A 13,176-nucleotide genomic window follows, 5' to 3' on the forward strand; every position below is an offset into this window, starting at 1 on the left:
CGCTTCCGGGCGAGGCGTGGGGGAAACCGACCCGGAACGGAGGTCCGTGATGAAGGAGAAGTGGCGCGAGCACGCCGCGTGCCGGCACGAGGATCCCGACCTGTTCTTCCCCGTGGGCTCCGGCGCCCCCGCCCTGGCCCAGACGGAGGGCGCCAAGTCCGTCTGCCGCCGCTGCCCGGCGCGCGAGCCGTGTCTGCTCTGGGCGCTGACGACCCGCCAGGAGTACGGGGTGTGGGGCGGGACCACGGAGACGGAACGGCGGGCCCTGCGCCGGGGGAGCGAACCGCGGCGCGTGGGTAGCACTCCTCGGGACGGCGGCCCCGGCGCGCGCTCATGACCGCGTGCGCGCCAGGGCCCTGCGGGGAACGAGGTGACGTTGTGCACCACACGACGGCCGCGGACGGAGCGTTCGCCCACCCCGCGCTGTTCTACCGGGATCCGGACGAGTACCTGTCCGCCGTCGGGGCCTTCGTCCGCGCGGGCCTGGCGGCGGACGAGCCGGTGGCGGTGGTCGTCCCCCGGGTCAACCTGGAGCTGCTCCGCGGCGAACTGGGCGACGGCGCGCGGGCGGTGCGGTTCACGGACATGGAGGAGGCCGGCCGCAACCCGGGCCGGATCATCCCCCGGGTGCTGCGCGCCTTCGCGGACGCGCACCCCGGCCGCCGGGTGCGCATCGTCGGCGAGCCCGTGTGGGCCGGGCGCTCCCCGGCGGAGTACCCGGCGTGCGTGCAGCACGAGGCCCTGATCAACCACGCCTTCGCGGGGCGGCCGGTGACGATCCTGTGCCCCTACGACGCGTCCCGGCTCGGGCCCCGGGCGGTGGCCGACGCGTGCGCCACGCATCCGCTCGTCATCGACGGCGGACGCGGCGAGCCGAGCGCCTCGTACGCGCCGGACCACATGGTCTCCGCCTACAACCAGCCGCTGCCGGACCCGCCGGACGCCGTGGACGTCGTCTCGTTCGACTTCGACGACACGCTGCTGCCCGACGCCCGGCACCTGGTGGTGACGCGGGCCGCGCGGCTGGGCCTGGCCCCGGTCCGGTGGGACGACCTGGCGCTGGCCGTCGCCGAGCTGACCGCCAACAGCGTGGTGCACGGCGGCGGAAGAGGCACCGTGCGCGTCTGGGCGGAGGACGGCCGGGTGGTGTGGGAGGTGCGCGACCGCGGCCACATCCGCGACCCGCTGGCCGGCCGCCGTCCGGCCCGGCCGGGACTGCCCGGCGGGCGGGGGCTGCTGCTCGTCCACGCGCTGAGCGACCTGGTGCGCACGCACACCGGCCCGGACGGCACCACGACGCGGTGCCACCTGCGGCGTGCGCCGTCCCCGTGACCTCGCGAGCCCCGGCAAGCGGGTGAACCTCGCCGGGTTCGGTTGCGGCCGCGGACGAGGGCGGGCGAACGTGAACGGGCGCCCGTCAACCGGGATGTGGCGCGCGAATCCCGAAGAAAGCCAAGGAAAGCGGAGTAGATGAAGCGCATCGCTGTGAGAACCCGCTGGGCCCTGCGCGCGGTCGCGGCGGCGGTCGGCGCCGTGGCACTGTTCACCGCCACCGCGCCCCCGGCGTCGGCGAATTGGGGCGGCTGTGGGGGCCAGGCCTGCCTGGAGGTCGAGGGCTCGGGGCTGTACGTGGCGCGGCTGACGGTCACCCCGGCGCCGGGCTCCCATTTCTACGGCCACTTCCGCCTCTACGGCCCCGGCATCAAGGGGCAGAGCGCGGTGATGAACTGGCACACGGGCTCGCGGTACAGCGTCGGGGTGGGCCACGGGGTGAACAACCACACCAAGATCTGCGCCGAGGGGTGGGAGCACGACGCCTCCGGCGCCGTGAAGCGGGCCATCGGCCGGGCCTGCGTGGACGTGCACATGTGACGTGACGTCATGGGACGGGCGGTGGCCGGTGGCGGCCGCCGCCCGCCCTCAACCCCCGTACGACTGAAGCTCGATCAGGTTGCCCTCGGGGTCGCGGAGGTGTGCCGTGCGCAGGGAGGGGCCCCACTCGGGGCGGTCGGCGGGGGCGGCGACGGCGGTCCCGCCGCGGCGGAGGCAGAGCGCGAAGCCGGCGTCGACGTCCGCGACGCGGCTGACGAGCATGGTCCGGTCCTGGGCGGCGGGCGGTTCCGCGGGGAGGCCGGACGTGCCGAGGGTTTGGGCCATCGCGCCGCGGTCGAAGAGCATCAGCACGCCTTCGCCGTCGAGGTCCCAGTGGGCGTACGGGCCGTCCTCGGTCCCCTGGACCAGCCGGGCTCCGGTCAGTTCGGGCAGGACGGCGGCGTAGAAGCGGAAGGTGTCGGCGAAGCGCGAGACGAGCAGGCGGGAGTGCAGGGCGTCCACGGGAACCCCCATCGTGGGTTGCGGCCAATGATGGGTGACAACCTACAATAGTGGTGTGACCGAGACCGAGACACCCCCCAGCCTCACGGCCCTCACGACCTATCTGCTCTCCCGCGTGGGCAAGGACGCCCGCGGCCGCATCGCCGCCCGGCTGGCCCGACGGGAGCTGCGCATGTGGCACATGGCCGTCCTGGCGGCGCTCGCCGACTTCGGTCCGCACGCGCAGCGCGACCTGGGCGCCCGGCTCTCGATCGACCCCAGCGACATGACGAAGATCCTGGACGAGCTGGTGGCCCGGGGCCATGTGGACCGCACCCGCGACCCGCGCGACCGCCGCCGTTTCTCGGTCGCCGTCAGCCCGTCCGGCGTACGGGAGTTGGCCCGGCTCACGGCCGAGGCCCGCGCCGTGCAGGACGAGGTGCTCGCCCCGCTCGACGCCCGGGAACGGGAGCGGCTGCACGCGCTGCTGGCCAAGGTCTTCGCGCATCGGGACGTCCGCTGAGCGGACGGCGGGGCTGCACGCGACGGGACGGGGAGCGGACGGGGCGACGAGATGCCGCCGTGCGGCAAGGGTGACCTCGCGCATCGACACCCGGGGCATCCGCTCCGGCGCCGGACCGCGCTCCGGGGCGATCTCCCGCAGCCAGGCCCGCGCTTCGGACGTGACGGACCGGACTTCGTCGTCCGGACCGACGATGACGACCCCGGCCGGCAGGTACGGCCGGCCGGACCTCGGCCCGCCTGCGGTCGCATGGTGGCGCAGCAAGGCGATCAGGGGGGAGGAGAGCCGGGCGAGGGCGCAACCTGCGCTGGTTGTTCGGCGTCCTGTACGAAGCCGTGCTCATCACGGCTCATGAAGTCATGAACAGGAGGAACCGGGATCGTGGGTGCAGGGGACGACATAGGCGGTACGACGGCGCCGGCCGGGCAGGCGCTGTGTCCGCGGGGGCTGGTGGACCTGCGCGGGCACAAGCGCGGCCCGGAGGTGCTGGCCTACCCGCCCGGGGCCGTGGTCGTCGTCTCCGGCCTGCCGGGCAGCGGCAAGAGCACGCTGCTGCGCCGGTGGTCCGGGGCCGGCCGCGTCGTGGATCCCCGCGACGTGCACGTCGCCTGCGAGTCCGCGATGCCGGATTTCCTGCCGTACGCGGCCTACCGCCCGTGGGCGCGAGTGCTCCACTTCCTGCGGCTGCGGACCGGTGTGCGCGCCGGCGGCCCGCTCCTGGTGCACGACTGCGGGAGCCGCGCGTGGATGCGCCGCTGGCTCGGCCGCGCGGCCGGACGCCTGGGCCGTGAACTCCACCTCGTCCTGCTGGACGTCGGCCCGGCCGAGGCACTGGCCGGCCAGCATGCTCGCGGCCGCAGCACCCGCCCCCACGTCTTCGCCCGCCACCGCCGCGGCCTGTCCCGCCTCCTGTCCGCCCTGCCCGCCCCCGGCACGGCGACCCGCGGCCGCCGCCCGGTGCCGCCGATGGTGGCGGAGGCGGCATCGGTGGTCCTGCTGGACCGGACGACGCGGGAGCATGTGAGAGTTGTGACGTTCGGGGCGGCGTAGCCCCGACGTTCGGGGGGGTAGCCCGTGCAGGGTGCCTGAGCCGAGGCGGCCGAGCCGCTCACGGATCGGGTGGGGCCCGGTATCGGGTCACGGTCGGGCGTGGGAAGCGGAACCTCCGGCAGGGAGCAACCGCCGCGCGGAGCGCGGTACCGGGGTGCAGGGGCGGAGCCCCCGCTGCCGCCCGAAGGGCGGTCCGGGGACCGGGGCTTGGCCCCGGGGAAACGGTGAAAGGGCGGGGCCGGGGCAAACCCCTCCCACAACTCCCCTCGCCCAAGCCCCCACTCAACCCCCTGCTAGATTCCCCTCCAGCAAAGCCAGACACTCCGCAACCCCCGCCCCAGTCTCCCCCACCTCCCGCAACCGCCCGTCGTCCCGCCGCAGTTCCCGCAACGCCGCGTCCATCGCCGTCTGCGCGGCGAACAGACACGGCGTGCTGTACACGGCGACATCCACGCCGAGCCCGGCCAGCTCGCGCAGGCTCAGCCGCGGCGACCGTCCCCCGGCCATCTGGTTGAACACCAGCGGCTTGGCATCGGCCACGGCCCGGATCCTCCGGATCCACTCCACGTCGCGCACTCCGTCGACGAGGACCGCGTCCGCCTCCGTGGCGGCGAGCGCCTTCGCCCGGCGGAGGATCTCGTCGCCGTCGGTGGCGTCGGTCCGGGCGACGACGACGAGGTCGCGGCGGGCGTCCAGGACCCGGACGATCTTGTCCAGATACTCCTCCAGCGGCAGGATCCGCTTGCCGTCCACGTGCCCGCACCGCCGCGGCCGTTGCTGGTCCTCCAGGATCACTCCGGAGGCGCCCACGGCCTCCAGCTGCCGCACGGTGTGGCAGGCGATCTCGGGATCCCCGTAACCGTCGTCGATGTCGACGAGCAGGTGCCCGTCCGGGAAGGCCGCCCGAAGGCGCTGGACGAAGGCGAGCATGTCCGGCCAGGCGATGAAGCCGATGTCCGGCAGCCCGTAGTGGGAGGCGGCGAAGCCGAACCCGGAGACGAACAGGCCGTCGTAGTGCCGCGCCGCCACAGACGCGGAGAACATGTCGAAGACCCCGATGAGCGGCGTCGTGCCCTCCGCGGCCATCGCGGTGCGCAGGCGGTCAGGATGGTTCACGGCGTCCCCCGTCGTGCCGGAGCGGTGCGCCCGCCGGTGCGGCGGCGGACGCGTCGTCCCCCGAGCCGTACCCCCGTACCCGAAGCTTCACGCACAGTGATCGGCATTGGTCAGGTCCGGCCCCGGACCGTGAACGGACGTACGGATACCGGCCGTCCATGGCCAAGACCGATCACCGATGGCACCCCGTCCGCGCACGCGCCCCGGCACCCGTCATACCGGGGGGGCAGACGCAACCTGGCTCCCCGGTATGACGTCCTGCTCCGGGCCGGGTCCCTACCTTCCCTCCACCACGCGCGCCACCCGCGCGACCGCCCGGAAGGAAGCCCCATGCCCGGACCACGCGCCCTGGCCCATGCCCTCGACGCGGCGACCCCGCCGGACCGCGACCGCGCCCTCGACGCCCTGCGCGCCGTCGCGATCCTCGGGGTCGTGCTGGGCCATTGGCTGGTCACCGCGCTCGTCGCCGGTGACGGCGGCACGCTGAGCGGCGCGAGCCCGTTGCAGCACATGCCCTGGCTGGCACCGGTGTCCTGGATGTTCCAGACGCTGGCGCTTTTCTTCTTCGTCGGAGGCGTCTGCGGGGCCCGCAGCCTCGCCTCCGCCCGTGCCCGGGGCACGGCCTGCATGAACTGGCTCGGCGGCCGGCTCGGCCGCCTCGGGCGGCCCGTCCTCGCCGTGCTCGCCGTCTGGGCGGCGGCCTGCGGCATCGCCCTGGCGTGCGGCGCGAGCCCGGGCGCGCTGCGCACCCTGGTGAGTCTGGTGGTCTCCCCGCTGTGGTTCCTCCTGGTGTTCGCGGCGCTCACGGCGGCGACACCGCTGGTCGCCCGCATGCACCCGCTGGTGCCGCTGGCCGTCGTCGCGGCCGTGGACGCGACCCGCTTCGGACTCGGCGGGCCGTCCTGGCCGGGCTGGATCAACGTGGCCGCCGGCTGGCTCGTGCCGTACACCCTCGGCACGGCCTGTGCCCGGGGCAGGTTCGCGAGCGGGCGCTCCGGCGTGCCGCTGCTGGTCGGCGGAGTGCTGGCCACGGCCGCCCTGGTCGTGTTCGGCGGCTATCCGGCGAGCATGGTCGGCGTCCCCGGCGCGGCGATATCCAACCTCAATCCCCCGACCCTGGCCGCCGTCACCTTCGGTCTCGCCCAGTGCGGCCTGGCGCTGATGCTCCGCGAACCGCTGCGGCGGGCGATGCGGCGCCCGCTGCCCTGGGCGGCGGTGGCGCTGACGAACCTCTCCGCCATGACGATCTTCCTGTGGCACCAGACGGCGATGATGGCGGTCACCACCGCAACCCTGGCGGCCGGTCCCCTGCCCGGCCTGCACACGACGCCCGACGGCCCCGGCTGGGTGGCGGTCCGGCTGCTGTGGCTGCCCGTCTTCGCCCTCGCCCTGGCCGTGCTCCGGCAGGTCTTCGGCCGCTTCGAGCGCCCGCGTGCGCGTCACTCGGCGAGGAAGGCGCGCACCTGGCGGGAGACCGTGGGGTCGGAGAGGAAGTCGTTGTGGCGCAGGCAGCCCGTCGCGGTGTTGACCGCCCCGGCCAGCCGGGTGCTCTCGACGGGGTCGATCTGCTCGTCGCACGACGACCACCACGTCGCGTACTCCGCCGGCCCGGGCGTCTCGGCCCCTTCGTTGAGGCGGGTGAGGACGTAGGAGCCCGGTGTCATGTCCCGGCATCCCTGGTCCCACAGGGCGCAGAGCCACGCGACACCGGTGCCGTGGTTGGGCCCGGCCAGCGAGGCCCAGTGGGCCACCTTCCGCCCGCCGTCGCCGAATTTGACGTACCAGCGCGTGGGGAGGCTGCCGAGGCTGTGGGCGACGAGGTCGACACGGGAGGCTCCGGTGTCGGCGAGGACCGTGTCGACGTAGGCGGAAAGCCGTTCGCCGAGCGCCTCGTTGGTGGAGGCGGTGGTGTCGTAGGACCAGGCGAAGATCCGGTCCTCCGGGTAGCCGGCCGCCGTGAAGTCCGCCGTCATCGCGCCCCAGACGCCGGGCCCGGCGTTCCGGCCGTGGACGAAGACCACCGGGTCGGGCGGTGGCGCCGCGGACCGCGCGGGAGGGCCGGCGAGAACTCCCGCGCCGAGGACGGCGGTCAGGGCCGCGGCGAGAACTCCGCGCATCGAGGCACCTCCTGGGGCCGCCGGGTCACGGGCGCGGACCGGTACGGACTATGGCAGGGCGTGCGCCCGCTGCCAAGGGTTCGGGCACGGCGCCCAGGGGGGCGTTGTCAGACCCCTCTGTCACGATCGCCGTGTGAGCATCCGTGAGGACGGGTGCGGGAGGGCCGGTCATGCGATATCCGTGACTCTCGACGACCTTGGCCACGGCGAGTGGCGCGCTCATGGGCCGGAGGGCCCCGGAGACGTCCACACGGCCAGGGCCCGGTCACGTTCGACGGCACGGGCCCCGGGGTCGGTGGTGCGGGTGGCCCAGGCGACGTGTCCGTCGGGGCGGATCAGAATGTCCGTGGCGCCGTCGAGGCCGGGGTGGTCCTGGTGCCGCCGCGCGTGGACGAAGGTGACGGGGCCGGTCGTTCGGCGTCCGTGGCCTTCACCGCTCAGGTGCAGCAGGAGGAAGCGGCCGTCGTGCAGGAAGTCGTTGACGCGCGCGGCCCCCTGGTCCGCCGTGAGCCCGATGTCGGGCATGCGGGCGCCGGTGAGCGGGTGGGCGTCCGGCTCGTCGGAGGGGTAGACGGTGTCGAGGGCGGAGAGGCGCCCGGCGATGTGGCGGTTGGCGGCCCCGATCCCGAGGAGGTCGTCGAACAGTTCGCACAGGAGCGTCGCGGAATCGCCGTACTCCGGGGTGAGCGGCAGCTCGACCAGCAGGGTCTGGGCGCGGGTCAGGGTGGTGACCGCGTGGCCGACGGCATGGCGTTCGCGGTGGTACGTGTCCAGGAGGCCGGGAGGCGCCCAGCCGCGCAGTGTCGCGGCGAGCTTCCAGCCGAGGTTCATGGCGTCCTGGAGGCCGGTGTTCATGCCCTGGGCGCCGACGGGGAAGTGGATGTGCGCGGCGTCCCCGGCCAGCAGTATCCGGCCGCGGCGGTAGTTCTCGGCCAGGCGGGTGCTGTTGCCGAACCGCGACAGCCAGCGGGGCCGGCCGATGCCGCAGTCCGTACCGCACACCCGTCTGAGCGAGTCGCGGAACTCCTCCGGCGTCACGGGTTCGGTGGAGGGCACCCGGATGCGCCGTGGGTCCATGACCACGTACCGGGTCAGCCCGGCCTCGAGCCGGGCGACGAGGACGCCGTGCCGCCGCGCCCGGTCGTTGTCGGTGTGGTCGGCGACGGCGAAGTCCCCCACGACCGCGGTCATCGACTCCTCGGTGCCCGGGAAGCCGATGCCCGCCGCCTGCCGGACGACGCTGCGCCCGCCGTCGCAGCCGGCCGCGTACGCGGCCCGGAGCGTGGTCCGGCCGCCGGGGCCGTCGACGTCGGCCTCGACGCCGTCGGCGTCCTGGCGCAGGGAGAGGACTTCGTGTCCCCGTCGTACCGGCACGCCGAGTTCCGCCGCCCGCCGGGCGAGCAGTTCCTCGGTGCGGGACTGGGCCAGCATCAGGGCGTAGGGGTGGCGGGTGTCGAGGACGGTGAAGTCGAGCGGGCGCCTCACGGGTGCGGCGAACGACCAGCCGGGTACGGTGCGGCCCGCGGCGAGGAAGCGGCCGGCCTGGCCGCGCATGTCCAGCAGTTCCAGGCTGCGCGGGTGCAGGTTGAGCGCCCGGGATTCGCGGTGGGCGCGGGCGCGCTTGTCCACCACGAGGGTCCGGACGCCGGCGAGGGCCAGTTCGCAGGCGAGCAGCAGTCCTGCCGGTCCCGCGCCGACGACGAGCACTTCGGTGTCCGGTGGGGCGTCCACGACCATCACCTCTTCACCTCGGGAGGGCCTTCACCCTTGGCCGGAGGTGTGGATCCGGTCAACCACCGCCTTTTCGCCAACCGGGCGCCCGGGGAACGACGTTGGCCTGGACGTGTGCTTGGCGGCGGCCCGCCTTCCGTACTGGAATGACGGTGCCACCAGGTGCCGTGAGGGGAGCCGCTCGTGATCCACATGACCGAGACCCTGGCCGTCCAGACCGTCGAGGGCTTCCTCACGCCGGAGGAGACCGCCGATCTCACCAAGCTCCTGGACGACCATCTCGCCTCCACCGGCTGGGTCCCCGCGCGGCCGAGCGAGGGACTGGTCCCGCCCCCGGCCGCGCACGCCCTCCTCGACCACGCCTTCCGGCGGGCGCTGCCCGTCCTGTGCCGGGCCTTCCCGTCCGCCGTGGGCGTCGATCCGTGGCTCTACCACGACCTCAAACCCGGGAACGGGATCCGGCCGCATGTCCACGGCCTGGGCGACCCCGGCGCGAGCCCGCAGCGGATCGCGCGCGTCGCCTTCGATCTCCAGGACGCCGAGGAGGGCGGCGAGTTCTATCTGGACACGTGCTCGGCCGACGCCCTGTGGAGCGATACCCCGGCACCCGCCGATGGCGCGTACGCGCCGGGCACGCGGTTCGTCCACGAGATCACCGCCCGCACCGGACCTGTCCGCCTCGCCGACGTCCCGCACACGCGGTGGACGTGCAGCCCGCCGCCCGGCGCCCTCGTCGTCTACGGTGCCCAGCTCGTCCACGGTGTCCGGCCGGTGGTCGCGGGACGGGTGCGCAAACTCATCACCAACCTTCTCGCATGAGCCTCAGGGCAGCGGCCCCGCAGGCGAGTTGGGCGACAGCCTCGTGCGGGGTGTTCAACAGCGTGCCCGGGGCCAGGGATATCAGCCAGTCGCGCGCGGCTCCCTCGAGCTCCGCCGGGACGCCGAGGACCGGCCTGCGCAGCCCGCTGACCCCGGGCGCGGGATTGGTCGGGCTGCCCGGGAACGGCAGGAGTTCCGTCCCGGGCGGCCCGGGCGGCAGCACGGCATCATCGGGAACCGGGAGTTCGAGCGCGACCCGGCGGGCGGGGGCGTCCTCGGGAGGGCGGCCCAGCACGGCCCGGGCGTGGGCGGCGTGCGGGTCGAGGCCCGTGCCGGCCCAGCTCATGTTGGACACGCCGCCGAGCCGGCCGTTCAGCTCGATGACCCGCAGCCGTCCGTCGTCGGTGACGGCGAGGTCCATCTGCCAGGGGCCGCGCGGGCCGAACCTCCGCACCAGGTCCGTGACCACGGCGTCCAGCTCGCTCCGCGCCCGCGCGGGCAGCACCGCGGGCGCCACGCGCACCCGCCGGCCGGGGGCGCACTCCTCGTCGAGCCGCCCCAGGGACGCCACCGGCCACGCCACGGTGGAGCCGGGCCCGGAAAGGAACTCCACCCCGAACTCCTCGCCCACCACCGCCTCTTGGACCAGCACCGGGAAAGCCGCCTCGGCGCACACCCGGTCCGACCCGCCGCCGTCCCGCACATGGTGGCGCCCCGCGTGGAACTCGCTGCGCGCCTCCTTGACCAGCACCGGCAGTCCCAGCTCCCGGACGGCCCCGCGCACCGCTCCCGGCCCGTCGCACACCCTGCCCCGGGGAACGGGCCAGCCCCGCTCCCCCGCGACCCGGTGCAACGCCACCTTGTCACTGGCCAGCGTCGCGAAGCCCTCCGGGTGCACGGGCATCGCCCGCCCCGCGCCGCGCCACCGGGCCGCGGCGGAGGCGTAGACGGGGAGGAACTGCTCCTGTCCCGGGCACCCCATGTTCGGTACGGCGACGTCCGCGCCGTGGTCGTCGAGCAGGCGCAGCAGGGCCCGCTCCCCCAGCCGCGCGGGCAGTCGCCCGCACACCACACCGTTCCCCAGGAACGAGCCGAGGTCCGCGAACCCCAGCACCACGACGTCGGCCCCGGCGGACCGCAGCGGCGGCACCACCCGGTCCGCCCGGAACTCACCCAGGAGCACCACCCGCACCAGACCCACCCCCGCTGCCCAACGGCGACATGGACACGCACCACCCCATCGGCCCACCGCCGGCAGAGGCCGCCGGGCCGGGCGTCGGTGATAAGTATGGGGCTCCCCTCTGACACCGCCCCGTTTCTCCCGCGAGGAGACCGCGTGCCCGGACGCACCCCGCCCACGACGACGCCACGACGGAGTCCCCCGCCCGACGGGGCGCGGGTGCTGCGCGTCACCGACGTCCACAAGGCGTACGGCCGGCACCAAGTCCTGCGCGGGGCGGGCCTGGAGCTGCCGGCCGGGTGCCTGGCCGGGATCGTCGGTGAGAACGGGTCGGGGAAGACCACGCTGCTCCGGATCCTCGCCGGCCAGCTCAGGCCGGACCGCGGCACGGTCGAGTGCCCGGGGCCCGTCGGGTACTGCCCCCAGGAGACGGTGCTCAACCCGGCTTTCACCGTGGACCAGCACCTGGAGCTGTTCCGGGTCGCCTACCGGCTGGCCGGTCCGGGCAGGGCCCACGAACTGCTGGACATGCTCCGCTTCACCGCGTACCGGCACCATCGCATCGGCACGCTCAGCGGCGGCACCCAGCAGAAGCTCAATCTCGTCCTCGCCCTCATGCACGACCCGCCGCTGTTGCTGCTCGACGAGCCGTACCAGGGTTTCGACTGGGAGGCGTACCAGCGCTTCTGGGAGCTGGCCGCCGCGCTGCGCGAGGCGGGCCGTTCGTTCCTCGTGGTCTCCCACATCGCCTACGACACCGGCCGTTTCGACCGGCTGTGGCGGCTGGAGGGCGGCCGGCTGGTGCGCGAGGGCCGTTCCGCCCACGGCCCGGCCGCGGAGGGATGACCGTGTCGCCCACGTCCTGGACGTACTTCTCGACCGCCGCCCGGTTCGCGTTGATCGAGCACTCCCGCAACCGGCTGGCCCTCGTCCTGGTCGTGTTGTTCGTCCCGCTGTGGATCTCGCTCGGGCACGCGGTCGTCGACCGGGCCGAGGTGCGTTTCCTGCTGCGTGCCGTGAACGCGACGGTCACCGCGCACGGCAACGATCTGAGCAACATCTCCGGCGCTCTCAACGCGGTCACGCTCATCGTCGGATTCATGATGTTCTCGGTCACGTTCAAGGCCGGCAGTTTCGACCAGCGGCTGGCGATGGCCGGTTATCCGCGCCCGCACCTCGTCGCGGCCAAGTTCGCCGCGCTGGTGGTCGTCGCGGCGGTGACCTGTACCTACGCGACCCTGTCGGTCTGTTTCTACTGGACTCCGCGGCAACCGGTGCTGCTCGGGCTCGCCTTGGGCAGCGGGGCCCTGACCTACGGCGGGTTCGGGGTGATGCTCGGCGCCATGCTGCGCGGCGAGCTCGCGGGCATGCTGCTGATCATCATGACCAGCATCATCGACACGGGCCTGCAGAGCCCCATCGCCAACCCGGTCGCCGACAAGGCCATGATCCGCTTCCTGCCTTCGTACGGTGCCATGCAGGTGGCCGCCACAGCCGGTTTCCGCGACTCGGTTCCCGTGCGGTACCTCTGCCTGGGGCCGGTGTGGTTCCTCGGCGCGGTCCTGGTGGCCGCCCTCGCCTTCCAGCTCCACACCCGCGACCGGCGGTACGCCTTCCTCGGCCGGTGAACGCCCGTGTCACGCCGTGGTATTGGCGAGCGGCCCGCCGTACAGCGCCTCCCCCATGGGTGACTCCTCGCCGGTGACATGGGCACGGATCGAGGCGATGTAGTCGGCGCGGACGACCCGCCCGTCGCCGTCGGTGTCCAGCGCGGCGAACGCCGCTTCGGCATTGCCCGCCGGATTGCCCAGCGCCGTGCGCAGCGCCGTGAATTCCGGCAGGGCCAGCGAGCCGTCGGCGTCGGAGTCGGCGAGGTCGAACAGGGCGCCGAGCACGGGCTCGCAGACGGTGTCGAACGCCTCGGCGCCCGCCCAGGCCGCGTACTCGTCGAAGGTCATCCCTCCGTCGCCGTCCGCGTCCATCGCCGCCCATGCGCGCTCACCGACCGTGCGGGCGGCCAGAACGAGGGGATCGTCCGCGGCGCGCCCGGTCGCCCGGGTCACGCGCTCGACCCGCGCGGCGTACTCGGCCCGGGAGACGATGCCGTCGCCGTCGGTGTCCAGCATGGCGAAGACGAGCCTCTTCGCGGCCTTTTCGTCCATGACGGTCCTCCTGTTCGGTGTGTTCGGCTCGGTGTGTTTGGCCAGGGGAGCTGTATCCCGGATCCGAAGGTCCAACCCCTCGCCCGGGGGCTCAGGGCATACGACCGGCGCGCGGGGAGGAATACGCGCCGCCACCGCACTGCCGAGAGCCCTGAGTGACGACGG

The 13,176-nt window shown here is 74.1% G+C and carries 14 protein-coding genes and 1 pseudogene; 9 read left to right on the forward strand and 6 right to left on the reverse strand.

What is annotated here, in order from left to right; genetic code table 11:
• The first annotated feature begins 49 nt into the window (after positions 1-49).
• The 3 genes from I5Q34_RS24325 to I5Q34_RS24335 all read left to right on the forward strand — a co-directional run bounded on the left by I5Q34_RS24325 (position 50) and on the right by I5Q34_RS24335 (position 1,872).
• Complete coding sequence (locus I5Q34_RS24325) at positions 50-337, forward strand: WhiB family transcriptional regulator (RefSeq protein ID WP_199894521.1); 288 nt, start codon at positions 50-52, stop codon at positions 335-337.
• A 41-nt stretch (positions 338-378) separates the two neighbouring features.
• A complete protein-coding gene (locus I5Q34_RS24330) occupies positions 379-1,332 on the forward strand; it encodes a sensor histidine kinase (protein WP_277965464.1) in 954 nt (317 codons plus the stop codon).
• A 138-nt stretch (positions 1,333-1,470) separates the two neighbouring features.
• Entirely contained in the window at positions 1,471-1,872 is a 402-nt protein-coding gene (locus I5Q34_RS24335) for a hypothetical protein (RefSeq protein ID WP_199894523.1), read from the forward strand.
• 48 nt (positions 1,873-1,920) lie between these two features.
• Here I5Q34_RS24335 and I5Q34_RS24340 read toward each other — a convergent pair whose 3' ends face one another.
• A complete protein-coding gene (locus tag I5Q34_RS24340; protein ID WP_199894524.1) occupies positions 1,921-2,334 on the reverse strand; it encodes a VOC family protein in 414 nt (137 codons plus the stop codon).
• 55 nt (positions 2,335-2,389) lie between these two features.
• Between I5Q34_RS24340 and I5Q34_RS24345 the strand changes: the two genes are divergently transcribed.
• Together I5Q34_RS24345 and I5Q34_RS24350 are read left to right on the forward strand one after the other, a co-directional pair.
• Entirely contained in the window at positions 2,390-2,836 is a 447-nt protein-coding gene (locus I5Q34_RS24345; RefSeq protein ID WP_199894525.1) for a MarR family winged helix-turn-helix transcriptional regulator, read from the forward strand.
• Positions 2,837-3,217: 381 nt separating this feature from the next.
• The gene (locus I5Q34_RS24350) at positions 3,218-3,886 is read left to right on the forward strand and encodes an AAA family ATPase (protein WP_277965463.1); all 669 of its coding nucleotides are present in this window, start codon (positions 3,218-3,220) and stop codon (positions 3,884-3,886) included.
• A 282-nt stretch (positions 3,887-4,168) separates the two neighbouring features.
• Here the strand turns inward: I5Q34_RS24350 and I5Q34_RS24355 are convergent, their stop codons facing one another.
• Positions 4,169-4,972 carry an oxaloacetate decarboxylase gene (locus tag I5Q34_RS24355; RefSeq protein WP_199894565.1) on the reverse strand — a complete coding sequence of 268 codons (804 nt, stop codon included), beginning with the start codon at positions 4,970-4,972 and terminating at the stop codon, positions 4,169-4,171.
• 360 nt (positions 4,973-5,332) lie between these two features.
• On the opposite strand from I5Q34_RS24355, the gene I5Q34_RS24360 reads away from it, so the two are divergent.
• Positions 5,333-6,652 (forward strand): acyltransferase, encoded by a 1,320-nt coding sequence (locus I5Q34_RS24360; RefSeq protein ID WP_234429452.1) that lies wholly within the window; start codon positions 5,333-5,335, stop codon positions 6,650-6,652.
• Here I5Q34_RS24360 and I5Q34_RS34980 read toward each other — a convergent pair.
• Together I5Q34_RS34980 and I5Q34_RS24370 are read right to left on the reverse strand one after the other, a co-directional pair.
• Positions 6,625-7,119 (reverse strand): annotated as a pseudogene (locus tag I5Q34_RS34980) (esterase/lipase family protein); the annotation flags it as partial. The gene I5Q34_RS24360 and the pseudogene I5Q34_RS34980 overlap by 28 nt on opposite strands.
• 219 nt (positions 7,120-7,338) lie before the next feature.
• Positions 7,339-8,850, reverse strand: a complete 1,512-nt coding sequence (locus I5Q34_RS24370) for an FAD-dependent monooxygenase (protein ID WP_277965462.1) — start codon at positions 8,848-8,850, stop codon at positions 7,339-7,341.
• Between the two features lie 183 nt (positions 8,851-9,033).
• Between I5Q34_RS24370 and I5Q34_RS24375 the strand changes: the two genes are divergently transcribed.
• Complete coding sequence (locus I5Q34_RS24375) at positions 9,034-9,669, forward strand: hypothetical protein (RefSeq protein WP_199894528.1); 636 nt, start codon at positions 9,034-9,036, stop codon at positions 9,667-9,669.
• Here the strand turns inward: I5Q34_RS24375 and I5Q34_RS24380 are convergent.
• Positions 9,650-10,861, reverse strand: a complete 1,212-nt coding sequence (locus I5Q34_RS24380) for an acetyl-CoA carboxylase biotin carboxylase subunit family protein (RefSeq protein WP_199894529.1) — start codon at positions 10,859-10,861, stop codon at positions 9,650-9,652. The two genes, I5Q34_RS24375 and I5Q34_RS24380, sit on opposite strands and share 20 nt — an antisense overlap.
• A gap of 210 nt (positions 10,862-11,071) precedes the next feature.
• On the opposite strand from I5Q34_RS24380, the gene I5Q34_RS24385 reads away from it, so the two are divergent.
• Both I5Q34_RS24385 and I5Q34_RS24390 read left to right on the forward strand, forming a co-directional pair.
• On the forward strand, positions 11,072-11,695 hold the full coding sequence (locus tag I5Q34_RS24385; protein ID WP_199894566.1) for an ABC transporter ATP-binding protein: 624 nt from the start codon (positions 11,072-11,074) through the stop codon (positions 11,693-11,695).
• Positions 11,692-12,477 (forward strand): ABC transporter permease, encoded by a 786-nt coding sequence (locus I5Q34_RS24390; RefSeq protein ID WP_234429453.1) that lies wholly within the window; start codon positions 11,692-11,694, stop codon positions 12,475-12,477. The genes I5Q34_RS24385 and I5Q34_RS24390 overlap by 4 nt, the downstream gene beginning before the upstream one ends.
• A 9-nt stretch (positions 12,478-12,486) precedes the next feature.
• Here the strand turns inward: I5Q34_RS24390 and I5Q34_RS24395 are convergent, their stop codons facing one another.
• Complete coding sequence (locus I5Q34_RS24395) at positions 12,487-13,011, reverse strand: EF-hand domain-containing protein (protein ID WP_199894530.1); 525 nt, start codon at positions 13,009-13,011, stop codon at positions 12,487-12,489.
• Positions 13,012-13,176 lie beyond the last annotated feature (165 nt).

It is taken from the genome of Streptomyces sp. AV19 (genome assembly GCF_015999245.1).
In the GTDB taxonomy this organism is placed as follows: Bacteria; Actinomycetota; Actinomycetes; order Streptomycetales; family Streptomycetaceae; genus Streptomyces.

Coding starts and splice junctions, on each gene's coding strand:
- I5Q34_RS24325 (WP_199894521.1), top strand. CDS start 50: ATGAAGGAGAAGTGGCGCGAGCACGCCGCGTGCCGGCACGAGGATCCC.
- I5Q34_RS24335 (WP_199894523.1), top strand. CDS start 1,471: ATGAAGCGCATCGCTGTGAGAACCCGCTGGGCCCTGCGCGCGGTCGCG.
- I5Q34_RS24355 (WP_199894565.1), bottom strand. CDS start 4,972: ATGGCCGCGGAGGGCACGACGCCGCTCATCGGGGTCTTCGACATGTTC.
- I5Q34_RS24360 (WP_234429452.1), top strand. CDS start 5,333: ATGCCCGGACCACGCGCCCTGGCCCATGCCCTCGACGCGGCGACCCCG.
- I5Q34_RS24390 (WP_234429453.1), top strand. CDS start 11,692: ATGACCGTGTCGCCCACGTCCTGGACGTACTTCTCGACCGCCGCCCGG.
- I5Q34_RS24395 (WP_199894530.1), bottom strand. CDS start 13,011: ATGGACGAAAAGGCCGCGAAGAGGCTCGTCTTCGCCATGCTGGACACC.